This is a genomic window from Endozoicomonas sp. ALE010 (assembly GCF_049310165.1).
Classification (GTDB): domain Bacteria; phylum Pseudomonadota; class Gammaproteobacteria; order Pseudomonadales; family Endozoicomonadaceae; genus Endozoicomonas.
Genome location: NZ_JBLYNV010000074.1, coordinates 1 through 23,647, shown reverse-complemented (window position 1 = coordinate 23,647; position 23,647 = coordinate 1). Strand labels below are relative to the sequence as shown.

The 23,647-nt window shown below is 49.9% G+C and carries 22 protein-coding genes; 11 read left to right on the top strand and 11 right to left on the bottom strand.

The genetic code is table 11. From position 1 onward, the window contains the following. Positions 1-115: 115 nt before the first annotated feature. Positions 116-724 (bottom strand): N-acetylmuramoyl-L-alanine amidase, encoded by a 609-nt coding sequence (locus tag ACO6UY_RS21475; RefSeq protein ID WP_422491165.1) that lies wholly within the window; start codon positions 722-724, stop codon positions 116-118. 161 nt (positions 725-885) lie between these two features. Here ACO6UY_RS21475 and ACO6UY_RS21470 point away from each other — a divergent pair, with 161 nt between their 5' ends. Then, complete coding sequence (locus tag ACO6UY_RS21470) at positions 886-1,287, top strand: phnA protein (RefSeq protein ID WP_101748037.1); 402 nt, start codon at positions 886-888, stop codon at positions 1,285-1,287. A gap of 46 nt (positions 1,288-1,333) precedes the next feature. Here the strand turns inward: ACO6UY_RS21470 and ACO6UY_RS21465 are convergent, their stop codons facing one another. Next, positions 1,334-5,110, bottom strand: a complete 3,777-nt coding sequence (locus tag ACO6UY_RS21465) for a hypothetical protein (RefSeq protein WP_422491164.1) — start codon at positions 5,108-5,110, stop codon at positions 1,334-1,336. A 493-nt stretch (positions 5,111-5,603) separates the two neighbouring features. Here ACO6UY_RS21465 and fliO point away from each other — a divergent pair, with 493 nt between their 5' ends. Then, positions 5,604-6,008, top strand: a complete 405-nt coding sequence (gene fliO / locus ACO6UY_RS21460; RefSeq protein WP_422491163.1) for a flagellar biosynthetic protein FliO — start codon at positions 5,604-5,606, stop codon at positions 6,006-6,008. Between the two features lie 472 nt (positions 6,009-6,480). On the opposite strand, the gene ACO6UY_RS21455 is transcribed toward fliO, so the two are convergent. From ACO6UY_RS21455 to ACO6UY_RS21445, 3 genes are all read right to left on the bottom strand, one after another. Further along, positions 6,481-6,927 carry a hypothetical protein gene (locus tag ACO6UY_RS21455; protein WP_422462713.1) on the bottom strand — a complete coding sequence of 149 codons (447 nt, stop codon included), beginning with the start codon at positions 6,925-6,927 and terminating at the stop codon, positions 6,481-6,483. Positions 6,928-7,098: 171 nt separating this feature from the next. Further along, entirely contained in the window at positions 7,099-9,645 is a 2,547-nt protein-coding gene (locus ACO6UY_RS21450) for an ABC transporter permease (protein ID WP_422491161.1), read from the bottom strand. Next, entirely contained in the window at positions 9,642-10,394 is a 753-nt protein-coding gene (locus tag ACO6UY_RS21445) for an ABC transporter ATP-binding protein (RefSeq protein WP_422491167.1), read from the bottom strand. The genes ACO6UY_RS21450 and ACO6UY_RS21445 overlap by 4 nt, the downstream gene beginning before the upstream one ends. 142 nt (positions 10,395-10,536) lie before the next feature. On the opposite strand from ACO6UY_RS21445, the gene ACO6UY_RS21440 reads away from it, so the two are divergent. Further along, positions 10,537-11,076 carry an arylesterase gene (locus ACO6UY_RS21440; protein ID WP_422491160.1) on the top strand — a complete coding sequence of 180 codons (540 nt, stop codon included), beginning with the start codon at positions 10,537-10,539 and terminating at the stop codon, positions 11,074-11,076. A 12-nt stretch (positions 11,077-11,088) separates the two neighbouring features. Here ACO6UY_RS21440 and ACO6UY_RS21435 read toward each other — a convergent pair whose 3' ends face one another. Next, positions 11,089-12,165 carry a patatin-like phospholipase family protein gene (locus ACO6UY_RS21435; protein ID WP_422491159.1) on the bottom strand — a complete coding sequence of 359 codons (1,077 nt, stop codon included), beginning with the start codon at positions 12,163-12,165 and terminating at the stop codon, positions 11,089-11,091. 32 nt (positions 12,166-12,197) lie between these two features. Beyond that, entirely contained in the window at positions 12,198-13,130 is a 933-nt protein-coding gene (gene puuE, locus ACO6UY_RS21430; protein ID WP_422462705.1) for an allantoinase PuuE, read from the bottom strand. 172 nt (positions 13,131-13,302) lie between these two features. Between puuE and alc the strand changes: the two genes are divergently transcribed. The 6 genes from alc (at position 13,303) to ACO6UY_RS21400 (ending at position 18,363) form a co-directional block, all read left to right on the top strand. Further along, a complete protein-coding gene (gene alc, locus ACO6UY_RS21425) occupies positions 13,303-14,349 on the top strand; it encodes an allantoicase (protein ID WP_422462703.1) in 1,047 nt (348 codons plus the stop codon). A gap of 3 nt (positions 14,350-14,352) precedes the next feature. Further along, positions 14,353-14,871, top strand: coding sequence for a 2-oxo-4-hydroxy-4-carboxy-5-ureidoimidazoline decarboxylase (gene uraD / locus ACO6UY_RS21420; RefSeq protein ID WP_422462701.1), 519 nt, complete (start codon positions 14,353-14,355; stop codon positions 14,869-14,871). Beyond that, the gene (uraH, locus tag ACO6UY_RS21415) at positions 14,868-15,206 is read left to right on the top strand and encodes a hydroxyisourate hydrolase (RefSeq protein ID WP_422462699.1); all 339 of its coding nucleotides are present in this window, start codon (positions 14,868-14,870) and stop codon (positions 15,204-15,206) included. The genes uraD and uraH overlap by 4 nt, the downstream gene beginning before the upstream one ends. Positions 15,207-15,248: 42 nt before the next feature. Further along, on the top strand, positions 15,249-15,764 hold the full coding sequence (locus ACO6UY_RS21410; RefSeq protein ID WP_422491157.1) for an ureidoglycolate lyase: 516 nt from the start codon (positions 15,249-15,251) through the stop codon (positions 15,762-15,764). After that, entirely contained in the window at positions 15,764-17,059 is a 1,296-nt protein-coding gene (gene guaD, locus ACO6UY_RS21405) for a guanine deaminase (RefSeq protein ID WP_422462738.1), read from the top strand. The genes ACO6UY_RS21410 and guaD overlap by 1 nt, the downstream gene beginning before the upstream one ends. Positions 17,060-17,139: 80 nt before the next feature. Beyond that, on the top strand, positions 17,140-18,363 hold the full coding sequence (locus tag ACO6UY_RS21400; RefSeq protein ID WP_422462695.1) for a urate hydroxylase PuuD: 1,224 nt from the start codon (positions 17,140-17,142) through the stop codon (positions 18,361-18,363). Positions 18,364-18,383: 20 nt separating this feature from the next. Here the strand turns inward: ACO6UY_RS21400 and orn are convergent, their stop codons facing one another. After that, a complete protein-coding gene (gene orn / locus ACO6UY_RS21395; protein ID WP_422462693.1) occupies positions 18,384-18,929 on the bottom strand; it encodes an oligoribonuclease in 546 nt (181 codons plus the stop codon). 260 nt (positions 18,930-19,189) lie between these two features. Here orn and rsgA point away from each other — a divergent pair, with 260 nt between their 5' ends. Continuing rightward, positions 19,190-20,227, top strand: a complete 1,038-nt coding sequence (gene rsgA / locus ACO6UY_RS21390; RefSeq protein ID WP_422462691.1) for a small ribosomal subunit biogenesis GTPase RsgA — start codon at positions 19,190-19,192, stop codon at positions 20,225-20,227. 216 nt (positions 20,228-20,443) lie between these two features. On the opposite strand, the gene ACO6UY_RS21385 is transcribed toward rsgA, so the two are convergent. Both ACO6UY_RS21385 and ACO6UY_RS21380 read right to left on the bottom strand, forming a co-directional pair. Beyond that, positions 20,444-21,451 carry a hypothetical protein gene (locus ACO6UY_RS21385; RefSeq protein WP_422449772.1) on the bottom strand — a complete coding sequence of 336 codons (1,008 nt, stop codon included), beginning with the start codon at positions 21,449-21,451 and terminating at the stop codon, positions 20,444-20,446. Positions 21,452-21,531: 80 nt separating this feature from the next. Further along, a complete protein-coding gene (locus tag ACO6UY_RS21380) occupies positions 21,532-22,581 on the bottom strand; it encodes a hypothetical protein (protein WP_422449773.1) in 1,050 nt (349 codons plus the stop codon). A gap of 366 nt (positions 22,582-22,947) precedes the next feature. Between ACO6UY_RS21380 and tnpA the strand changes: the two genes are divergently transcribed. Continuing rightward, positions 22,948-23,274, top strand: a complete 327-nt coding sequence (gene tnpA / locus ACO6UY_RS21375) for an IS66 family insertion sequence element accessory protein TnpA (protein ID WP_422449774.1) — start codon at positions 22,948-22,950, stop codon at positions 23,272-23,274. Between the two features lie 108 nt (positions 23,275-23,382). Here tnpA and ACO6UY_RS21370 read toward each other — a convergent pair. Continuing rightward, a partial coding sequence (locus tag ACO6UY_RS21370) for a hypothetical protein (protein ID WP_422462689.1) occupies positions 23,383-23,647 on the bottom strand: 265 nt, incomplete at its 5' end.

Sequence of the window (23,647 nt, the reverse complement as noted above, 5' to 3'; positions counted from 1 at the left end):
ATAGTGGTTCTATTTGCTAAAAATTTCCGACTTTTTAGACCAATTTGCTGCCACCGCAGTAGGGCAGTCTATTCTCGGTCAGCCTCCTAGGATCAACATAGTCTTGACTGATGCATCAAGAGCCTGTCTTAGCCTCTGCAATAAGACGAATGGTCGTTTCTGTCAGCAAACTGACCGAACGCCAGAACTGATTTTTTTCTGTTTGCGATTCAGGCTCACTCTTTTGCAGTTGCAGCAAACTCTCTTGCAGTGCTTTCGGGCATAGCGCAGGACGGCAGGGGGCCTCTGGCCCCGGGTAGTTCTCCCGGTAAAAACGGGGCCAGTCAAACAGTATGCCGGGGTCAGCTTTGCCACGAAAGCCGGCAATATGCTCATGACCAAGCACCCTCTCAGGGTCGCGCAAATCAGGGTAGTGTTCTTTGAACCTGGCCATCACCTGCTGCAACGACTGGTACTGTGCTTCGGTAAACGGGAATACATTACCGTTATAATTCACCAGCTCGATGCCAATAGAGCAGTCATTTAATCCCTGAACGCCTTCCCACTCACTAACCCCCGCATGCCAACCACGATGTGCCTGACCATTCAGGCAGTCTACCAGCTCATAAATCTCACCATCCGTATCGATCACCAGATGTGAAGACGCACAGGACTCAGGGTTCATAAAAATGTCCAGCGTATCTTTCAGGTCTACCGCTGTATAATGAATTACCAGATAATCCACAGGAATTAACCAGTCATCCCTGTTCGCAGTTTTTACCCTGTTCACATTCAGAGTCATAAGCTCGCAGCCAGCCAGATATCAATCAACTTATCATTGTCTGATTATCCAGAGACTGCAAGCGGTCACGATGTAACGATAAAGAAATTTTTGGAGGATAAACCATGGCCAAAGGGCTACTAAAGCATCAGGAGCGACAGAGTGCCCTGAGTATGCTGGGAAAGGACCTGGCACGGCGGGCAAAATCGAAATGTGAACTGTGTGAAGCGTCCGGCGTTCCACTGTCGATCTATGAGGTAGAGCCTGTACCCGGTGAGCCAGATTACGACCACTGTCTGATGCTCTGTGAAACCTGCAAAACGCAACTGGAGCAGCCAAAACGTCTGGAACCCAACCACTGGCGATGCCTGACTAAAAGTATCTGGAGCCAGATACCCGCCGTTCAGGTGGTTTCTCTCCGACTGCTAAGAAAATTATCGGAAAGACAGGACTGGGCTATCGAAGCGCTGGAGCATGCTTACCTTGAGCCTGACATTGAGCAGTGGGCAGACGCCGCAAAAATCTGAAAAGGGGGCAAAAAAAAGAGCCATTTATTAAATGGCTCAGCGTTCTTTAATCTTTTCGCTTTAACATCACCAAAGCTATCTGGCTATCAAGCGCTTTTAGCTTTCTTTCGGCTTCTCTGAAGTGTCTATGAATGTCATTGACCTTTTGATCAGCAATTTGTAGCGCGGCTTCTGTATTCTGATCCGGCATCGTAACCACCACAGGAATCGTAACATTGTCTTCACTATCGCCCATGGAGTCCGTATAGTGAAGCAGCCCGTTTTTACGATCTCTTAGCCAGGCTAAAAAGTGGCTTTCAGCAATCGTAACCATGGCATCGGCTCCATAAGTGACTTTTTGGTCACCTTGTAACGTGGGCAGGCTAACATCCTTTTGCCAGTCTAATTTACACCTTTTGTGTTTACCCTCATTAGGTATGACCATGAATATGACTTCCGGACAATCATCTTTTCCCTCCGGTAAAAGTGCTTTTAAAGCACCGTTACTGTATTTACCTTTCAAGCCATCAATAAAGATATCGATCAAATCTTGAAAGTTATCCGCTCTCTTTATTTTCGTTGTTACTACATTTCCTGAATGTGGAGTGTTTTGTGAATATCCAGTCAGCACTTCTTCAACTTTGATTCTTTCTCCATTTTCAACTTTTTCTGACTCTCTGGAACGGACGAAAGAAGCATCAAGCAGACAGTGTTTATCCATTCCAATAATGATTTTCTCGGACAGATTCCCGTCCTTATCAAAGTACTCAAAATTCTTGCGGATTACACCCCTATGTGCATGATGGTGCTCCTTCGTCAGCTTTAAACTCAGGATGTCATTTTCATTATGGTAATATTCAATAGTCTGTCCGATAGTATTCCTGTTGTACTCGTGAGGTTTGGTTTCCCTTTTTTTGAGTTTTAAATTTCCAGGAACTTCTTCCTCCTTTATGGCAGTCATAAAATTTGGTGCTTTTCTGGTAGTTTTTTCTAATTCTTTACGATCATGAGACATCTCAATCAAGGTGACTTTTTGTTTGAGTGACATGGGTACACGCTCTAATTGCGATATACTTTGTAACGGCTCGGCTTCAGTATTTAAATACCCATAGATTTCACTGAGCATCTTGTTAATAAGCTCATTGTGTTCCAGTTGTTCTCCAAAGGGTACAAATTTCAAATCCTTAAGATCAGCTTTAGTTATCTGTTGACCTGTAACCAGAGGAGTGCCTTTGAGAACCATACAACCTGTAGATGAATCAGGAAGAGAGATAACCGTAGCGTATAATGAACCATGTTTTGGAACTGCTGATATTGCTAATGAAATTGCCGCTTTTTTATTGTCATTTATTAATTGTGTGCCATCGATAAATTCCGATTCAACCACAAGCCTTACAGGCCCCCCTTTATTGAAAGCAAAATCGATAGCTTCACTCTTCAATTCGATTGCTCCCAGGCTAAAGTGTGATCTGATCTTATCAAGTTCATTATTTGGAATATATTTATCAGTATTGCCACCAGTATTGAATTTCTTCAGTAGTCTAACTAGACTTTCCAGGGATCTGGCATCATTAAATTTCCTTGAATGTTGAAGTGTTTCAATTCTATGATTGGCATCACTAATCAAGGTATCCAGCACGCCATCATGTGAAAGACACATAAAGAAGGATGCAAGGCTACAGTTATTGTTTCTTGCTTGAATGCCTGCTGGTCTTACCGTTGCTTCACCTGGATGAGTGTTACGTCCGTCGGTATGAGAGACTGCTTGTTGTGGTAATGATGGCCCCTGAAGACATTTTGCCAGAATAATACAAAGTGAATCTCTACCACCATGAATGGCTGCCTTAACCTCCGTGGTAGTCAGTTCTATAGTACCAATATTGCGCCATATCTTTTCCTCGGTAGCGGCATCCATAGGAATTGACTTTTTAAATTGTTTCATTATTTTCGGGATTTGCGCCTCAGTGATTCTGGTATTCTCGGATTGATCAGGCAGCGCTGACGTATCAATCTTTTGATTATTTAAATCAAATACCAGAGAGGGAGTCGGGTCATTCATGCCCAGGGCGACCCAAGGCTCCGCTGCCTGTCTTTGCGGATGGTCCGGCCAATGGGTAGCTTGAGTTTCGGCGCGGATAAGATATCCAGTACCACCATGCCCATCTGGTTTAGTGTCTACGAAATGCCATGAACTATCTGGACTAGATCCTGAGCTGTGACCAGATGAAGGAAGACCTACCTCTTCATTCATTGCCTCCCAAAGAGCCTCACTTAAGTCGTAACCGCCTTCATCTTTCTCAGAGCACCTGGAGTCAGGGGCAATGGTGTGACGACCTCCAACAGCTTCTATGACTTGATCTCTGGTTGCACGCCCCAAATGTTTAGAGTCAGCTTCCGGTGAGCTCTGAGTAAACCGCTGAACAGGGCTGTGTCGAACTTCTTTCAGGGCAGCATCTGAACCTGCCGTGGTTACCGGTGCTGTAGACCAGTTGCCCACTCTCGGTATTGGATGCTTTCGCCTTGCTCCACCGGGATCTGGGGCTTTCGGCAAATTCAGGCCTTTTGCCAAAGCGGAAGTGGCAACAACATTCGCTTCAGGCCTGATTGGCCGGAAGTGAGAGCTCGGTGGAATAAGCGGGGTTTCCTGCTTTTTCTGTGCCGATGGGTGCAAACGGAAAGCGGAGGAGCCTGAAGCATTAGCCGTTAGCGGAGTCGATGCATGAGCCCCTGGTAAATCAGTCTGGATAAACGGGGGCGTAACGTTCTTATGTTGTGAACTGACCTTTGGAGACAGTTCTTCAGGCTGTCTGGCATGCTTTATCGAATTGGCAGCCGCCCGGCCAATCCTGATGTCAAACAAGAGAGATTTGGTCAGATCCTCACCACTCAGACCCAGGAAAGCATCATCAGATGGATCTGCAACCGGTGTCAGTGGCCGATCTTGCTTATTTTTAGTCGGTGGAATGGGCACACATTGCCGAGCTTGTGGTTTAAACCGATCTGACCGGGCATCCTGTATTTCTCTTTGAGTTCCCATACCCGGTGATTGCCTGGATCGGGTAAGTACCGGGCGTTTAATTTTTACTTTCGGTGGTTGAGGAGCGTTTGTTGCCTCTGATTGTCCCGGTCTATTGGCAGCGGTTTGAGCTCGCAGGTCGTACCTGGGTGAGTATTTTTGCCAATTCCCCTCAACTGTTGACTCAGACTTCTTTGCTCTTGAACCCGTTTCAGAATTGGTCGTCCCGGCAACTGGCATAGTCAGGTATGCTGTGGCCACCTCTTCGAGGGCCCGTTTGTGTTCGATATCTAATTTCGTATCAGGTTTCAACGCCTTTAAATGCTGCATGACTGTGACTGAGTTTTGCAGTGTCGACACAGCCTTAAGAACATCCTGTTCAATTACATCATTCATAAATTGGAGTCTTGGGTAAATTTCTTTATGGAAGATTTCACAACATACCCTGGCAATATCACTCAAAGACTTTGCAGAGGAGTCAGTGGCAGAACTTTGGTTGTGGGGTGGAGATAACTGGGTAACTGCAGCCAGTTGGCTTATTGAATAAGCAGAGGTTTTTGGTGCAAGTCGAGGTCCTGAAATATCGCCGATTACAGAACCGGGCCCCGTGCTGCCTGAAACTCCGTAAGGCCGCGCCAGCCTTGTTGAACAGGGACGACCTGCGAATTGCCGCGAGGGAGCAGGTTGTTCTGTGCCATCATTTTTAGCGTGATGTTTATATCTTTCATGAGTACCCGTTTCATGCCTGCGCCTTGCAGATTCAGAGGGGCCAACACCAGGAGAAGAACTTGTTGTTCCATAACCTTTATTCCCAACCTTATTATCCATTTTTTACTCCTTAAATACTCTGGAAAGATTTTTTAACCGTATGGGGTTTTAATCAGCTTATGGATTTCCTGTATTCCACAAGGATTCATTGTTTCGCTTACTTCAAGCAACAGTCATTGCATTCGTTAAGAAATCATATCTTAAGCCTGATTAGGTTCGAATGATTTTCTAATTACTTCTTTTAGATCAATATTGAGGACAATAGTTCATTAAAGAGATAAAAATACCAGGGTAGTAAATCCCCTGGTACTATTAATCTATTGATATTTAAAGACTATCTGAATATCAGGAGTCAATTGATCCACGTCTGGACAATCCATTTAAAATCACTGATTTAATAAGATGAGCCAATGAGCAGCAGGGGATTTCACCATTGCGCAGAATATAAACCAAATCAGAAGCTTGCACTCTGAGCCGGGAGAGCTTTATAGTCATTAGCATGAGACAATTATGCAAATATTACGCTTTCCTGTTATTTCTGCCCGCCAGCTTGATGGCTGAGACAGCAGAGCCTGCCAATCCGGTCAGTGAACTGGATCTGTTTCAGGTTGTCATGCCCATGCTGATGGTGGTCAGCCTGATTTCTGCGTTGGCCTGGCTGGTCAAGCGGCTTAACCCCAAACTGCCGGCCATGGGCAAAGATATCGAGTTATTATCCAGTGCGCCTCTAACGAATCAGTCACGCCTGACTCTGGTTCGGGTGAGTGGCAAAGATCTTCTTATTGGCATCACACCTAACCAAATCACGCTGCTGAAAGATTTTGATGCCCCGGTCGTCGAAAGAAGTCAGACCAAAGGGCAGACGGATCTGGCAGAGCAGTTTAAAAAACTCCTGCGCTCCAAAACGGATGGTGATAAATCCTCTGAGAAAGCGAATGGTTCAGGGGGCCACGATTAACCGCCCCGTTAATCCACTTGTTTTGATCTTCTGGGTTCTCCTGCCTGACTGTTGTTTTCGGTTTGTCCACACCTGCTTATACACAAATAAACTTATTCATAACTGGCAACAGGACTTATACAGGTAGCGCACAGGTTATCCACATAAACCTGTGCGCAACCTGTCAATGTCTAGTGCAGAAAAGCGTTAATACCCGTACGCTCCGTTCATCCTGAGCCTGTCGAAGGGTGGAAACTCAGGACTCTGATAGATCGTGCCAAGCACCCTTCGACTCCGCTCAGGGTGAACGGAGATTGTACACGTCAAACTCATTGAAACCATACACTGGTTAGGAACGGCCCTGAAATAACTTCAACACTTCTACAGACGCTACCCGCTACCCGAAAAGCTGAAACCGCTTGCGCTTTTACGGGCAGCGGGTGGCGACCTTTTCCCAGAGAGTAAAATGATCAAGTTATTCTGGGACAAATCCTCAGCGTTCCATCATTTGTGATATCAATATCATCATCTTCATCTCGGTCAGACAGATCTGCTGTAAGGATTGCCGGTTATCTTCACTGAGATACCCCAGGCATTCATTTTGCTCATCCCGATCGTGCCATTTTCCAGCGGCCATGTATCCCGGGTAGTAATGCAGCAGCTTCTCCTGCAGACCCTTGTGTTTTTCCTGCATGACCATCAGCATGCCGATCAGCACGGCAGGCGTGTCTCTTGATATTTCCTGGCGCAACTTGATGTAATTAAAGTAGAGCATGATGATCCGCTCAGTACTGTCCCGCAGGCATAACAGGCAGAGGTAGGATTCATCCTCAATGGGCAGCGAATCGGCAGAGACCGCCGTCGCCACTCCTTCCATACTGTCTTCCCGTGCGAACGGTCCACTGAGCCCTTTGACATCGCCATCCATTACCCACGCCATAGTAACCTCCTTCCCTGAGGTAGTGTTTTCTTCAGGTTAATCCAGATAGTGAACAGATTTCCACAGTTTCCCTGATCAACTCCCTGAATGAGCTGTGGATAAATCCTTTTATCCCTTACGGTTACTGGGCAAAACAATGCCTGTTCATTTTTTGTGCAGATGCAATTTGGCTCACACCTCCTGCAAAATATTTGCAGGAGACTGGCTGATGACCCGGCGAATCCCCAACCATCCGGCAATACCCAGAACAGCGGCACCAAACAGGGGTAATGCACACCAGATAAACCAGGCAGGTTCCCAACGCAACTGGAAAACCCGGGTATTGAGCAAATAGCTGGCAAGCTCGGTACCGCAGGCTGCCAGTAAACCCGCCAGAACACCGAACAGAACAAACTCGCCGATCTGCATGATCAAGAGCTGACGACGGGTTCCTCCCAGTGAGCGAATCAATGCGCCTTCGTGCAGGCGTTCATCAATGCTGGATTCAATCACGGACATCATCACCAGCAACCCTGCCAATAGCAGTGCCGCCAGCATTGCTTCGACAGCAATGGTTGATTGCGCCAGCATCTTCTTAACCTGGCTAATCACAGCATCCAGGTCCAGCAAGGTCATGGTGGGAAACTGAGTGACCAAACCATTGAGCAGCAGTTTATCCTCTGCATCCAGATAGAAGCTGTTCAACCAGGTAGCCGACAGATTCTGTAAAACGGCCTCAGGAAAAATCATGTAAAAATTAGGCCGGAAAGACTCCCACTGGACCGAACGAATACTGCTCACCGTTTCGGTAAACTCATTGCCTGACACCATAAACGTCAGCCGGTCACCCAGATCAATACCCAGGTTTTCAGCAATTTCTGCCTCAATGGAAAGCCCTTCATTGCTGCCGGGTTCCCACCATTCGCCCTGTTCAATCCGGTTATTTTCCGGCAACGTTTCTGACCAGGTCATGTTCAATTCACGGTTCAGGGCGTTATGGTTCTCCTGCTCTTTGGTTACTGCCTCCCTGACGGGCACATCATTAATGCGAACCAGACGACCACGGATAATCGGATAGAGCTGACTGGTATCCACATCATTAATGGTCAGAAACTCGGAGTATGCGTCAACTTCAGACGGCTGGATATTCATGGCAAAGTAGTTGGGTGTCTCGTCCGGCAACTCATTCTGCCAGCGATCAAGCAGATCGGTGCGCAGTAGCAGCACCACCGCCATGGCCATAAAGGTCAGGGTAAATGCCAGAAGCTGGGCCGAGGTCTTGCCTTTACCCTGGATAATTCTGCTGGCCCCGGGACGCCAGAACACCGGCAGGGCAGCAAGTCTTTGACGACTGCCCAGCTGAGTAAGCAGCAGTTGCACGCCCAGGGAGATCATCATCAGCACTGACCCCGAAGCCACGGCCAGAATCAGCGCCATCACCACCTCGCCGGTGTGATACCAGAGCAGCAGAAACACCGCCATTAACGAGAAACCGTATACCAGCCAGGAAGCGGCAGGCGCAGGCGACAGGTCACGTCTTAAGACCCTCAGTGGCGAAACGTCCTGCAGCCGTAACAGTGGCGCAAGCCCAAAGCCGACCAGGGTAATCACCCCGGTGAGCCCACCAATCACCATCGGCATGATGCCCGCTGCGGGCAGCCAGGCGGGCAATACCCCCCTGAGCAACTGGACAATCCCTTCCTGAAGCAACCAGCCAATCAATACGCCGGGAAGCGCCACCAGCACCGCCACAAAAGCCAGCTCCCCAAGCAACAGTCTCAGCACCTGCTGGCGACTGGCTCCCAGGCAACGCATCACCGCACAACTATCAAAACGGCGCTCTGCAAACCGCTGGCTGGCCATGGCCACCGCAACGCCAGCCAGCAGCATCGCGGCCATACTGGCCAGGCCAAGAAACTGCTTCAACCGCACCACCGAGTTGCGCAGATCACGTCGACTGTCGTCGGCCATCAGCAACTGTTCACTGGTATCCAGACGACTTTTGGACCATGCCTTGAATTGTTCCAGTGATGAAAGCTCACCTGCCATCAGCGTTTTCCAACTGACCCGGCTGCCCGGCTGGATAATGCCGGTACTTTCCAGGTCCGCCATATTGAACATCAGCCTGGGCGAAAAACTGTAAAAATCGCCTCCCCGATCGGTTTCCAGGGTGATTGCCCGGGTAATGGTCAGCCAGGTATTCCCCAGCATCACCTGATCGCCGATAGCCACGCCCAGTAAAGGAAAAAGCCTGGGCTCAAGCCAGGCTTCACCCGGATTGGGAGTGTCATTGACGATCTGGTCCGGGGCAAAGGGCTGATCGGCCGTACGAATATGTCCACGCAGTGGATAATCGTTTTCCACAGCCTTGGCAGAGACCATCTGCATTTCATCCCCGGCCATCACCACCGAGGGAAATTCAAGCACTGTGGATAACTTTAAATCCTGCTTTTTCGCTGCTTCGAGAATCTCTGGCTGCACCGGTCCCGGGCTGCGAATCAACATATCCGCACCCAGTACTTCTGCCACCTGTCGTCCAAGAGCCAGTTGCAGACGATCACTGAACAGGGCAATGGCGGTACTGATCGCCACCGCCATCAACAGGGCCGCCACCAGCAGCCAGAGTTCGCCGGAGCGCCAGTCCCTGAGCAGGAAACGCCAGGCGAGTCCGACGGTACTTTTCGGCTTGTGGATAACCTTATTGTGCTTAAGACTTGCGGAGGAACTGTTCACCGTCATACCACCGCCTCCAGACGACCGCCGTGCAATTTCAGTATTCTCTGACACCGTCTGGCAAGGTCCATATCATGGGTAACCAGGATAATGGTGGTACCGCTGGCCTGATTTACTTCAAACAGGAGTTCAATAATGCTTTCACCGGTTTTCTCATCCAGATTGCCGGTGGGTTCATCGGCAAAGAGAATATCCGGTTCCCCGGCAAATGCCCTGGCAATGGCGACCCGTTGCTGCTCACCACCGGACAGTTGTTTCGGGTAATGCTCCAGCCGGTGCTCCAGACCGACACGGGTTAACAGTTTCCTGGCCCGTTCACCGGGGTTATCCACACCCGCCAGCTCAAGGGGCAACATAACGTTTTCCAGTGCCGTTAAGTTGGCAAGCAACTGGAATGACTGAAAAACAAACCCGGTATGCTGCCCGCGCACCGTTGCCCGCTGATCTTCATCCAGATGATCAATGCGTTTTCCGGCCAGGCTGACACTGCCTGCCGTGGGCAAATCCAGCCCTGCCAGAATACCCAGCAGCGTTGACTTGCCTGAGCCGGAGGTCCCTACAATCGCAACGGATTCACCAGACTTGATCTTAAGGTCAAGTCCGGACAAGATGGTGAGTCGGTTATCACGGGCAACCACGGTCTTTTCCAGGCCTGAGGCAGTCACCGCCAGTGAATCAGATTCTATCGATGGAGTGGTTTCAGCGGCGGTCTCAGAGGTGAGAGTGTTGCGGGAACCGGAGAGCGCATCATTCATGAGAAAATCCTTATTTCGTCGTCTTTTCACCAGCTCAAAGCCTTTTATCAGCCCAAGGCTTTCTATTGGCTCAAGGCTGTTTACTCTTGTTTTAATGTCCCTTCCGGCCATCAATCTGTCAGCTTCAGAAAAAACACTATTAGTGTATGGCGACAGTCTTAGTGCTGCCTACGGTCTTACGGATATCAATCGGGGTTGGGTGCAATTACTTCAGGAAAAAATCGACAGCCATCAGTACCCCTGGAAAATTGCCAATATCAGTATCAGTGGCGAAACCACCGCCGGAGGCCTGAGCCGATTCAGGAAAACGCTGGCACAGACCGACCCGGACCTGGTGTTACTGCAGCTGGGTGCCAACGATGGTCTGCAGGGAAAGCCGCTGAAAACCATCAAATCCAACCTTGATCAGATGATCGCCCTGACCCGGGAATACAATTCTGACATTATTCTCTTTGAAATGAAGATCCCGCCCAACTATGGACCGGTCTATACCCGACGTTTTACAGAAACTTTTCATGGGCTGGGTAAAAAGTGGGACGTACCAGTGATTCCCTTCTTCCTGGATGGCGTTGCAGGCAATGATTCACTCAATCAACCGGACGGAATTCACCCGACAGAAGCCGCTCAGCCAGTCCTGTTAAACAATGTATGGCCTGAGCTGCAACCCCGGTTGCAGCAGTGAATCCTCAGGTGGTTAAACCAGGGGCTTAACCACCTGTCGTACTTTATTACCCGCGACCAGTTCCAGAAATTCATCCCCCAGCCGCTTGCTCTCATTAACCACCCGCTGCCAGTAGCGCACCCGTTCATCGTAGGTAAATCGGGCAAAATCATTGCGATCGGGTATTTTTCCATAGGGAAGCCGGTCAACAAATGCCTGTGATGGCGAGACAAGTACCATATTGTCGGTATTCTGCGGCAACGGCCTGCGATGCTTTAAGGCCTTATCAAACCAGCCGGGAATCATCCTTGAATAAAAGTGTGGATAAAGCACCAGACCATCACCCTGATGAAAGCGCATATCGAAGTGGTAATCGGTAAGCCCGCCATCCCGATAGCAGCCTGCGGGCGCACCAGAGATATTCTTTACACCCTGCATCACCGCCGGAATGGAGCCAGAGGCCATAATGGCATCCACCATATTAGTTGCCGTCAGTCGTACATGCTCAGTGGGAAGATCATCGGCATGGTAAAAAGCAGGCTTATCTGAAGTGTCATAGGCTGGATGATAGAAAAGAGTACGGGTAAAAAAGGACGACAAATATTTTCTATTAATCAAATTACCCGTAGCGGCAAGCCCCAGGCCGGCCAGTTGTAGCGGTTTACGCTCAGAAGCGGTCAGTCCATGGCTTCTCACGGCAATCAGATTAAAACGAAAAACGGGATTATCAAGAATCTGTCCAACACTATCGGAGGAAACGATGGTTTCTACCAACTCTCTGGCTTTACGACTTATTTCAGCAGCATCTGGCTTGCTGGAATAACTGGTATAAATATAGCCCTGTTCAAAACGCTCATGGGCAGCCAGAGGATCATTCTGGCAGTAACAGCTGAAACGCCAGCTGCCGGCGGACGTGCCAATCAGATCCAGCGGTGATGTTCTGTCGCGGAAGTATTCGCCCAGCAGGGCTTTATCCAGGCCACTGAGCACAAACCACTTTGGACCACCAGAAGCGCCTACCATGACCTTGACACTCTCCTGGGGCAAACCATTGGCACGAATACTGTCCAATGCCTTTGCCCCGGCCTGAATATCAATCAGACTGTCCATACACCGCTCTCCCTGAAAATTACCAACCAGTGTTATCGATTATAAGGATGATGAGTATGCCAGTGTTGGGCAATCTGTTCCCGTGTACATAGCCATACCTGCTCCATGGATTGCACATAATCCAGGAAACGGGTCAGGGCTGCCGCTCTCCCCGGTCGTCCAGCCAAACGACAATGAAGGCCTATTGAGAGCATTTTGGGAGCCGTGGCACCTTCTTCATAAAGTACATCAAAAGCGTCTTTCAGATAACTGAAGAACTGATCGCCACTGTTAAAACCCTGGGTGGTGGCAAAGCGCATATCATTGCAGTCCAGCGTATAGGGAACCACCAGCTGGGGTTTACCAAACCGGGTATCCCAGTAGGGGAGGTCATCGGCATAGCTATCGGCGTGATATAAAAACCCTCCCTCTGCCACCACCAGCTGCTCGGTATTTGGACTGCAACGCCCGGTATACCAGCCGGTTGGGCGCTTACCGGTTACTTCGGTGTGCAGACGAATCGCTTCCTGCATATGGCGACGCTCTTCATCAACGTCCATAAACTGATAGTCAATCCAGCGATAACCATGGCTGGCAATCTCCCAACCGGACTCCATCATGGCTCTGACAGCTTGCGGATTACGCGCCATGGCCATGGCAACACCGTACACAGTGACCGGTATCTGCCTCTGTGAGAACAGCCGGTGAAGTCGCCAGAACCCGGCCCTTGAGCCGTACTCATAGATCGACTCCATACTGATATGACGCATGCCCTTATGAGCCGGAGCACCAATGATTTCCGAGAGAAATGCCTCCGATGCCTCATCACCGTGAAGAATACAGTTCTCGCCGCCTTCTTCGTAATTGATAACAAACTGAACCGCTATTCTGCTATTGCCCGGCCACTGGGGATCAGGCGTCGTTTTGCCATAACCAGCCAGGTCTCTTGGGTAGTCATCTGTCGTTAAAAGAGGGTCGAACGTCATTGGGCTCTCCATTTTTTTATTGCCTGCCTGATGGGTTCTATGGCATAAATGCTCAAAAAATTGACTAAATGGTCAAATAATAAAACCTATTCTATCAGGATAAAGTGCCGCAAAGCTCACACAAGTTGGCACTTTAGACCGTAAAAATAATAACAGCAGGTTCAACACATTAATGAATAACTCTTCTGATGATCTCGCCGCACACTGGCAGCAGACAAGAATTGATCTGGCAGCCCGTGCGCTGGGTGGGGATGTTCTCGACTGCAGCGATGATTTCTTTGCCGAAAAAGATAACCTGCTATTGGCTGAAGACCCGGTATTTCTGCCAGAAAAATATACGGCCTACGGCAAATGGATGGATGGCTGGGAGTCACGCCGCCGTCGCGATGCACCGGGTTTTGATGGCTGTGACTGGGTTATTGTGCGCCTGGCTGCTGTGGGTGAAATCGAAGCGCTGGATATTGATACACGTCACTTTAAAGGTAATGCCCCCGGCGCAGTGCAGCTGGATTACCTGCTTGATGATGCCGATCCCAACGAACAGAGCAACTGGCTACCGCTGACGGATCGGGTGGACGTAAAGCCCGATTGCCGAAACCTGATTACTCTGGATCAGTCTCCGAGAGTAGCCAGCCATATTCGTCTGCGAATTTACCCCGATGGCGGTGTCGCCCGTCTCCGGGTTTATGGCAAGGTTTATCTTGATCAGCGCCATCGCTTACCGGGTGAGCCCCTGGATCTGGCGGCACTGATGAACGGTGGCCGCTCCGTAGCCTGCAGTGACTCATTCTTTGGCCCTATGCAAAACCTGTTACTGCCAGGGCGTGGTGTTGATATGCATAATGGCTGGGAAACCAGACGTCGGCGGCAGGGGGGCAATGACTGGATGATGGTCAAGCTGGCTCTGCCCGGCACTATTCATCGCGTAGAAGTGGATACCCTGCACTTCAAGGGTAACTACCCTGACCGTTGCAGCCTGGAGGCCTGTACCTTTGCCGGGGATAACCCTGAAGATGCAACGGATCCTGTGCAATGGCATACCATTCTTCCGGAACAGAAACTGCATGCTCATCGCAACCATCGGTTCTTGAATGAGTTGCAGAACACGGAACAACCATACACCCATGTGCGTCTGAATATATTTCCTGATGGGGGGGTATCAAGGTTTCGCGTTCTTGGTTATGAGAGCGGTTTTGAGAGCGACGTTGAGGGGGAGTAGTTCATGACACTGGATGAGCTGAACAGTCTGGATATGGATAGCGCCCGGCATTTTTTCCGCCAATGCTGTACCAGTGAACATTGGCTGGAATCCATGGCCAATAACCGACCGTACTCCAGTAAAGATGAGCTTTTATCCACAGCGGACACCAGTTGGTCCGCCTGTGGAGAAAAAGACTATCTACAGGCTTTTGCAGGCCACCCGAAGATTGGCGACGTAAACAGCCTGAAAGCAAAATACGCCAATACCCGTGATATGGCCGGTCATGAGCAATCAGGCGCAGCCACTGCCAGTGACGAAACACTCAAGGCATTAGCAGACGGTAACACCGCTTACGAAACCCGCTTTGGCTATATCTTCATTGTCTGCGCCACCGGGAAGTCAGCAGATCAGATGCTGTCTCTGCTGAATGACCGGCTGAATAACCAGCCGGAACATGAACTGACGATTGCCGCTGCCGAGCAACATAAGATAACCCGGCTACGTCTGAACAAACTGATTGAATGGAGGCAAATGGCATGACCGGCATCAGCACCCATATTCTGGATACCGGTAGCGGCTTACCGGCAGAAGGAGTCCCTGTCTCCCTGTCAAAACAGGAAGGTGATGGCTGGCAGCCAGTGGGCAGTGGCATCACCAACAATGATGGCCGCATTCCAAACCTGGCGACAGATGACCTGAATCTTCCCAAAGGAGTGTATCAGCTGCATTTCGCCATTAAGGATTATTTCCAGAAGCATAAAGTCCAGTGCTTTTACCCGGAAGTTGTGGTGACGTTTGAAGTCAGTGATGACCGTCATCACCATGTTCCACTGCTGTTATCACCCTATGGTTACTCAACCTATCGGGGCAGTTAACACCAGCAGTTGATTCGAATAATAAAAACGAGAACAAGGCTTATGGATAAAGAAATACCAGCCCAGACGCTGAAGGTGGAAATACTGACCCGTGAAGCCTTTGAACCTTTTGGTGATGTACTCGAAACCCGGGATACACCGTTGGTGATCAATCAGGGTCGCTGTCAGAAATACAGCGACCTGACATCCGTCACCACGGATGATCAGGGTTACACGACAATGCATATTTATAAAACAGCCCCGATTAATCACACTTATCAACTGGACCTGTTAGAACGACACCCGCTGGGTAGCCAGACATTTATGCCCCTGGCAGGCCAGCGCTTTCTGGTGGTGGTGGCCCCTGGCTCCAGCGACGGTGCGACGCCCGACTGGTCAGCCATTCGCTGCTTTCTGACCAACGGTAAACAGGGAGTTACCTACCACCCCGGTGTCTGGCATCACCCTTTACTGTCCGTTGATGGCGGAGAAGAGTATCTGGTGATCGATCGTAAGGGACCTGGTGATAACTGTGATGAGGTCCTGATGTCTGCGCCGTATATTGTGGAGGTGCCATGATGAGTCAATCGGTAGTTTGGCGAGCCTCTGTCCTGCACTTTCTGGAGGATCCGGCAAAACAACAGGGTTCAGAGGACGCGTGGGAGTTTTTCGAAGACGGTGCCCTTCTGGTTGAAGATGGTCTGATAACCCGATGCGGTCCTTCCGATCAGGTCTTTAAGAATCTGCCCGCCGGAACAGAAATAAAAGACCTCACCGGTCGCCTTCTGGTTCCGGGTTTTATCGATACCCACGTACATTATCCACAGCTTGAAGTACTGGCAGGCTGCGGTGTCCAGTTACTGGACTGGCTCAACCAGTACACCTTTCCGGCAGAGCAGAAGTTTGCTGATGAGCAATATGCCAGTGAGATTGCACAGTTCTTTCTGGATCAATGCCTCAGCCATGGAACCACCACAGCCCTGGTGTTTGGTACCGTGGCACCTCAGTCCGTTGATGCCTTCTTTCAACAAGCCCATCAACGAAATCTGCGTATGATCGCAGGCAAGGTGATGATGGATCGTAATGCCCCTGACTATCTGCTTGATACTCCTCAAAGCAGCTACGAAGACAGTAAAGCATTGATCAACCAGTGGCATAACAAAGGGAGATTGTCGTATGCAGTAACCCCGCGTTTTGCCCCTACCTCATCATCGGAACAGTTGCACATGGCTGGCCGGTTATTGCGGGAACACGATGGTCTTTATCTGCACACCCACCTCTCGGAAAACCCGAAAGAGATTGACTGGGTTCAGGAACTGTTCCCGGACAGCAAACACTACGTGGATGTGTACGATCAGCATGGTTTGCTGGGCCCCCGGTCCGTATTTGCCCACTCAGTCCACCTGTGTGACCACAGTTGGCAGCGAATGGGCAGTTCCGGCTCATCCATCGCCTTTTGCCCGGGCTCCAACCTGTTTCTCGGTAGCGGGCTGTTTAATCTGAACCGGGCAAAGGCCCATGGCATCCCCACCGGTCTTGGCACCGATGTGGGTGGGGGAACCAGTCTCTGCCTGCTCAATACCATGAAAGACGCTTATCAGGTATCTCAGTTGCGGGAGGAAACCATCTCGCCGCTTCAAGCTTTTTACCTGGCCACATTGGGAGGTGCCAGGGCACTTCATCTTGACGACAAGATCGGTAGCTTCCGCACAGGCAATGAAGCGGATTTTCTGGTGCTCAATCCGGCGGCTACCCCAATGCTTCAATTCAGAACGGAAAAAACCAAAACACTGGAAGAGTTGCTTGGCGTGTTGATGGTGATGGGCGATGACCGGGTCATTGAAAAAACCATCATCATGGGTCAGGAAGCCTGAAAGCCGGAAGTGCTGACGACACCATTACGTCTATAACAACCGTCGCTCAGCATTTTCAATAATAAAATGAGTATTGAACCATGGAATCCTATCTACAAGAGTGGTTAAACCTGCTGTTTCGCTGGCTGCATGTGACGGCCGGTGTCGCCTGGATTGGCGCATCCTTTTATTTCAACTGGCTGGAAGGACGGTTGGAAGCTGCGCCAGCAAACAAGCAGAAAAAAGGCATCAAAGGTGAGTTGTGGGCTCTGCACGGCGGCGGTATTTATGAAGTGAATAAATATCATCTTGCCCCGGAAAAACTGCCGACAACGCTGCACTGGTTTAAATGGGAGGCTTATGTCACCTGGCTGAGCGGCATGGGTTTACTGGCCATTATTTATTACTGGGGGGCAGAGAGTTATCTACTGGCACCGCAGTCTGCGCTGTCGCCCATTCAGGCCATTGCCATCAGTATCGTCAGCCTGCTGACCGCCTGGCTGGTCTATGACCTGTTGTGCAAATCCCCGCTGTTCAAACAGGAAACGCTGTTTAGCGTGGTGCTGTTCTCGCTGGTGGTGTTTGCTGCCTGGGGCTACGCACAACTGTTCAGTGGCCGTGCCGCCTATATTCACGTCGGTGCGCTGATTGGCACCCTGATGGTGGGAAATGTGTTCAGGGTGATTATCCCTTCCCAGAGAAAACTGGTTGCTGCCGCTGAACAGGGGGATAGCAGCTTTGATCCTTCTGGTCTTGGAAAGAGTGCCAGGCATGCCTTGCTGCGCTCTCGCCACAACAACTACTTTACACTGCCGTTGTTGTTTATCATGATCAGTGGTCACTATGCCATGACCTTTGGCAGCCAGTGGAACTGGGCAATTCTGGCGGTTCTGGCTGCGGCTTCAGTGCTGGTTCGTCATTTCTTTAACCGACGCAATCAGGGTGCCATTTTAACCTGGCTATGGCCTGCAGCGGCGGTGTTGATGTTGACTCTGGCCTTTATTATCCGACCACAAATGGCTGCACAGCAGGCACCGATGGCAGAGCAAGCGGCGGTGGAGCAGAGCGATATTGTTGAGCTGGTTACTGCCCGCTGCAGCACCTGTCACTCGGCAACACCGACAGATCCTCTTTTTCAGTCACCACCCGGTGGTCTGGTTTTCCACGACTATGATTCCATCGCCAACAAGGCTGATAAGATTTTTAGCCAGACCGTACAGACTCAGATTATGCCATTGGCTAATCGCACGGGCATGACCGATGAAGAGCGCAATTTACTTGGCCTGTGGTATCAACAAGTGAAGTCTGAACAGAGTGTTCAGTAACGTGCAGGTTGGTACAAAAGCTAAAAATTTTTGATAAAGTGCTGGCGATAAAACCGAAGTTCATCAATAGACTCACGGATATCTTCCAGCGCAAGGTGAACACCCTTCTTGGAAAACTGCTCCAGTAATTCCGGCTGCCAGCGACGGGCCAGCTCTTTCAGGGTGCTGACATCAATATTCCGATAGTGAAAGTAGTCGTGCAGCTCTGGCATATATTGCCAGAGGAAACGGCGGTCCTGACCGATGCTATTACCGCACATTGGCGAAACGCCCTGGTCAGCGTGTTGGCGGAGAAAATCCAGCGTCATCTGCTCAGCCTGCTTTTCACTGATGGTGCTGGCTTTGACTCGATCCGTCAGGCCTGTGGCTCCATGGGTGTTAACACACCATTCATTCATGGCACCCAGAACGTCGTCACTCTGGTGAACCGCGAGAACCGGACCTTCCTCCAGAATGTTCAACTGGCCATCGGTAACAATTGTCGCGATCTCAAGAATCCGGTCATTGACTGGATCCAGGCCCGTCATTTCCAGGTCGATCCATACGAGATTATCCGATTTAGCCATCCAACACCCGGTCGTCAAAGTTTAGAAAGTCTGAACGGTTTGATAATTACCTGTAAGTCAGGAAAAAACCAACTGATTCAATAGATTATAGAGAGCTTTAGTTGCCTGTCCTGTCGCTGAAAAAAGATGGATCAATTTAAGGGCAGATAACGAATCAGCTGACATAATAAGTCTACTTCATTCATAATTGCAGCGAAATCAGCTCAACACAAATTTATGATACTTTCCAACCTTACAATTCAGACTCTCTCCCGCACATCATGAGTAAGCGCAAACTAACGCGCAGACAAAGCTGGCGCATTGAGAAAATTCAGGAAGAACGCAAAGCCCGCGCCCAAAAGCGTGAGGATAAGATTACCCTGGAACTTCAGGATGACTCCCTGGGGCCAGAGCAACCCGGGCTGATTATTGCCCACTATGGCGCACAGCTGGATATCGAACCCATTGGCAAACCCGGTGAGACCTATCGCTGCCACCTGAGGGCCAATCTGCCACCACTGGTGACCGGTGACCGTATCGTCTGGAGAGCTTCCAGCAAAGGCGGCATGGGTGTGGTAGTGGCACTTGAGGACCGTGACAGCCTGTTATCCAGACCGGATATGCGAGGACAGCTAAAGCCGGTAGCTGCCAATATTGACTACATTGTTCTGGTCATCGCCCCGGTGCCTGTTCCCCACTCAAACCTGATTGACCGTTATCTGGTGGCTGCGGAAACCGTGGGTATTGAGCCGGTCATCCTGCTCAATAAAACCGATTTGCTGGCAGGTGGAGCGAGTTGTCCATCTGCCAGTAAAGAGCTTGACGATATGCTGATTAACTATGAGCGTATTGGCTATCGCGTACTTAAAGCCTCCACCCGGACGGAAGACGGGCTCAATGAACTCAAGAGCCTGCTGAATGAACACACCAGTGTTTTCGTCGGCCAAAGCGGTGTCGGAAAGTCTTCCCTGGTCAATACACTGCTGCCCGGCGTTGATACCAAGGTCGGCCCGCTGTCCGAAAGCACCGGCAAAGGCACCCATACCACCACGGCAGCCAGGCTATTCCACTTCCCGGCCGGTGGTATGCTGATTGACTCCCCGGGGATTCGTGAATTCGGGCTTTGGCATATGGAACCGGAAGACGTATTGCACGGCTTTAAGGAGTTTCGTCCCTTTATCGGGCACTGCAAGTTCAGGGATTGCAGTCATGAACAGGAGCCGGGTTGTGCTATTCGCCAGGCCCTTCAGAATGGCGATATTCTTCAGGAAAGAATGGACAGCTACCAGAGTATTCTGAATTCTCTGGAAAAAGCCTGATACATGGTCTCAATGAGTTTGATGTGTACAATCTCCGTTCACCCTGAGCGGAGTCGAAGGGTGCTTGGTACGATCTATCAGAGTCCTGAGTTTCCGCTCTTCGACAGCTTCAGCACCAACGGCAGCCGTCGTCAGAAAATAGTGAACGCAGGTTGGGTGGGCAAATAATAAGCCGTTAAAAAATAAGCTGGGGCAGCTCTTTCTTTTTGAACACATTCAAGACACGGGTCTGCCCACAAGGTCCTCGCCATGTGGCACAATAGCTTTCCAAAGTTGTGCACAGCCAATCTGCTTCGATGCAAAAACACACTGGAAAAATGGTTCTTTCCTCAAGCTGTCAATTACGGTACCCGTGCCTCTGTACTGTGAATGCCAATTGTCCTGGCGATAGTAAAATTGCACCAGGCTCGCGTTGAGATTCACGGCCTGCCTGATGACAGAACGCCTTACGGTTTCTGTTTTGGGTTTATCATAAGGGTCTTTCATGACCGTATGCCCCAGAGTAATCACCCGCCCTTGGCGATTGAGAAATAAATAAGCCAGCAAACCATCGGTATCTGTTGTCCCAAAATGCCTTTCTACGTACGCTTTGGCTGATTGATTGCTGGGAATGCAAGCCGGCGTAAAGGCCAGATACTGTTTCAGTTGCTGAGGCAGAGGTAGAGGCAATGCCGCATATTCGCTTAACAAAATTTTTTTTCGGGAGAGTTGCTGTTGAATGGCCCGCCTGCACAGATGTTTCAGGGAACCAACCTTCAGATGTTCATCTTCGTGCAGGCCATAAAGCTCAGCCACGGTACCTTGCCACTGACAGCCAACAAATGGACACCTGAGGTAAAATTTGCTGATATGACGTCCCGTGAAATTATCAACGTTAATCAAATTACAATAACTGATATTTTCTGGAGTATCCGGCTTATTCTCAGCTGAGCAATGGTGACATAATCGATCTGTTGGTAGTGTCAGGGTTCTGTAATGGCTACAGTCCTTGCATAGCAAACGGCCACACATTGTCTGAACTAACCTTCGTGGTATTCCGCCACAATCAACGCAAACGCGATCCTCTGGAAACCGAATGCGCTCGCTGTTTTCCGGCAGCCACTGAGCATTGCTGACAGCGTATCCACCCCACAACACTCTGTTACTGTCGCTATCTACAACGCCGCCATGGGCACTGCCCATCAGTGGCAGTATCGGGCGGCTGACTGCTGGGTTCATGTTCATAGGTGCTCCAAACCCTGGCTTCGCCAGTCCTGAGAATTGGTCATCTGGCTTCCCGGTTGCCCTGCACAAATACGACACTCTCAAACTACAGGGCGGGCCCGTTCGCGCCTGGCACAGCTTTCCCTGGGAAAGCTACCGCGGAGTATCAGTGGTTTCATGAAAACTCTCCAAAGTGTCACACCATCAATATGCGCCAAATCGTCGCAAGCGTCCCAATGCACACAATTCCATCGCAAGGATTCAGCTACGGTGTCATTACCTTCACAAGCGGGATTCCATTTTTTCGGGTGGTAGTAAAACTGTATATAGAACGCTTTGCGGTCCAATGCCTGCTCGCGGACAAAGCGCTTTACAGCTCTTTTTTTGTCGGCATCAGAGGGATCCTCCACGACCGTAGACCACGTAGCCATCACCCGGTCCATATTATTGAGCAACAGGCAAACCAGCAAACCAGGGGATGTCACAAAGTACTTTTCTACATAGGCTTTGGCTGAGCGGTTGCTGGGCGTGTAACCCGGTGGCGCATTAGCCAGATACTGTTGTAACCCCTGAGGTAAGCGCAAGACAGTGCAGCATTCGCTTAACAGAATAGTATTATGACCAAAGCGGCGTTGAATGGCCGACCTGCACAGATGTTTAAGTGGAGAGACAGGGGAAGCATTCATCAGATGTTCACTTTCATGAATGCCGTAAAGTTCAGCCACCGTACCTTGCCACTGACAATTGGTGAATGGACACTTGAGGTAAAATTTGTCGATCGCACGTCTTTTGAATGGAAAAGCTTCGATCACGTTGCAAGCATCTATGTGTTCCTGCGTGGCAGGTTTTCCATTAGATGTGCATATATGACATAAACGACCTGGTGGGGTTGTCAGGGTTCGGTATTCGCTGCAGTCTTCACACAGAAGGGAGACGCAAGCTGTTTGTACTGCGTTGCGCGCCAATCCCTGACAATCAAAGCAAATACTCCTCGGTAATGAATAGAGATACTCTTTATTTTCTTCCGGAAAAGCCTCCACATTGCAAATGTGGTATCCGCCCCACAACACTTTGTTGCTGTAAATATCCGTAACTGGACCACAGGCACTGCCCATCAGCGGCAGTTTTTGGGCGCTGGCTACTGCGTTCATGTTTCCCGATCATCCAAAATCAATGTTGCAATGCAAATGGCCCCGGACAAGTCATGGAAATCACCGGTTCGGAGTGTGATGCTCATGATCAGCGTCCACTATAGCCAGAATCTGCTCTGCCTGCCGAATTGCACAGAGAAAATTTGATCAGTACGTTGATATTTGTGAAAGAAAATATACTCGTCAGAAACTTAGCCATGGCTATGGATGTAACTAATTATTTGATTAACAGTCAAATCGATTTAATTCGGTTTGTGAAGAAATCATGTGTCAATTACTAGCAACGTAACCGCCAAAATAACCCACGTCCTACCCCGCTGAGATTTGATCGTGGATCATAAAGCCTCTGACTACATGGAGGCTCCGATGACCACCCCAGAAACCACTAAAGAACAATGGCTGCAACGGATCGAAGCCTGGCATGACTCCGGGCTTAGCCAAAAAGCCTGGTGCCGACAAAACGGCGTCAGAACATCACAGCCTGGTTATTGGAAAAAGAAGCTGTGTGAAGGCATCTCAAGAATAAGCCGATCCGGCGGGGTTGACTATACGCTGGTTAAATTAGCGTTTACGTTCTATTGTTGTCATCCCCAGACGATTCTCCAACTGGAAACAGGTAATCCCCGAAGAAACCATGCAGTCATCTTCCTCCTCAGTAACCGCAGACACGGCATCCCCGTTAACATCCACTGAAGCCGGAAGGCACCGGCCAGCAAACAGTCGAAAACAAGGAAGAAAGCGATCCATGTCAGGTTACCAGGTGGAACAGACAACAACGGGCACTGGAACATTTCCACCGCATCAAATGCAATCTGAATCCGGGCCCATCCCATCCATAAAGCGCAGGCGTGTTACTGACAACAGCAAGAGTATTGTGTGTTCTGCAACTTCGCTACCTGCTAATCCGGAGCCAATGGAGACCGAACCGGCCATGCCTGCTGAGGCAGCTTCCAGGCTTCCGGGAGTGATCAGTTTCCTATCAAGAAACCTGCCAACAGTCAGCGACAACAGGCTATTAACTGGCAATGAACATACCTCAGCGATGGTGCAGGTCATGCCTGAACCA

What these genes read in the sequence shown, in the direction of transcription:
- ACO6UY_RS21470 (WP_101748037.1), top strand. Translation starts at nt 886, where the DNA reads ATGGCCAAAGGGCTACTAAAGCATCAGGAGCGACAGAGTGCCCTGAGT.
- ACO6UY_RS21465 (WP_422491164.1), bottom strand. Translation starts at nt 5,110, where the DNA reads ATGGATAATAAGGTTGGGAATAAAGGTTATGGAACAACAAGTTCTTCT.
- fliO (WP_422491163.1), top strand. Translation starts at nt 5,604, where the DNA reads ATGGCTGAGACAGCAGAGCCTGCCAATCCGGTCAGTGAACTGGATCTG.
- ACO6UY_RS21455 (WP_422462713.1), bottom strand. Translation starts at nt 6,927, where the DNA reads ATGGCGTGGGTAATGGATGGCGATGTCAAAGGGCTCAGTGGACCGTTC.
- ACO6UY_RS21450 (WP_422491161.1), bottom strand. Translation starts at nt 9,645, where the DNA reads ATGACGGTGAACAGTTCCTCCGCAAGTCTTAAGCACAATAAGGTTATC.
- ACO6UY_RS21445 (WP_422491167.1), bottom strand. Translation starts at nt 10,394, where the DNA reads ATGAATGATGCGCTCTCCGGTTCCCGCAACACTCTCACCTCTGAGACC.
- ACO6UY_RS21435 (WP_422491159.1), bottom strand. Translation starts at nt 12,165, where the DNA reads ATGGACAGTCTGATTGATATTCAGGCCGGGGCAAAGGCATTGGACAGT.
- puuE (WP_422462705.1), bottom strand. Translation starts at nt 13,130, where the DNA reads ATGACGTTCGACCCTCTTTTAACGACAGATGACTACCCAAGAGACCTG.
- alc (WP_422462703.1), top strand. Translation starts at nt 13,303, where the DNA reads ATGAATAACTCTTCTGATGATCTCGCCGCACACTGGCAGCAGACAAGA.
- uraD (WP_422462701.1), top strand. Translation starts at nt 14,353, where the DNA reads ATGACACTGGATGAGCTGAACAGTCTGGATATGGATAGCGCCCGGCAT.
- uraH (WP_422462699.1), top strand. Translation starts at nt 14,868, where the DNA reads ATGACCGGCATCAGCACCCATATTCTGGATACCGGTAGCGGCTTACCG.
- ACO6UY_RS21410 (WP_422491157.1), top strand. Translation starts at nt 15,249, where the DNA reads ATGGATAAAGAAATACCAGCCCAGACGCTGAAGGTGGAAATACTGACC.
- guaD (WP_422462738.1), top strand. Translation starts at nt 15,764, where the DNA reads ATGAGTCAATCGGTAGTTTGGCGAGCCTCTGTCCTGCACTTTCTGGAG.
- ACO6UY_RS21400 (WP_422462695.1), top strand. Translation starts at nt 17,140, where the DNA reads ATGGAATCCTATCTACAAGAGTGGTTAAACCTGCTGTTTCGCTGGCTG.
- orn (WP_422462693.1), bottom strand. Translation starts at nt 18,929, where the DNA reads ATGGCTAAATCGGATAATCTCGTATGGATCGACCTGGAAATGACGGGC.
- rsgA (WP_422462691.1), top strand. Translation starts at nt 19,190, where the DNA reads ATGAGTAAGCGCAAACTAACGCGCAGACAAAGCTGGCGCATTGAGAAA.
- ACO6UY_RS21385 (WP_422449772.1), bottom strand. Translation starts at nt 21,451, where the DNA reads ATGAACATGAACCCAGCAGTCAGCCGCCCGATACTGCCACTGATGGGC.
- ACO6UY_RS21380 (WP_422449773.1), bottom strand. Translation starts at nt 22,581, where the DNA reads ATGAACGCAGTAGCCAGCGCCCAAAAACTGCCGCTGATGGGCAGTGCC.
- tnpA (WP_422449774.1), top strand. Translation starts at nt 22,948, where the DNA reads ATGACCACCCCAGAAACCACTAAAGAACAATGGCTGCAACGGATCGAA.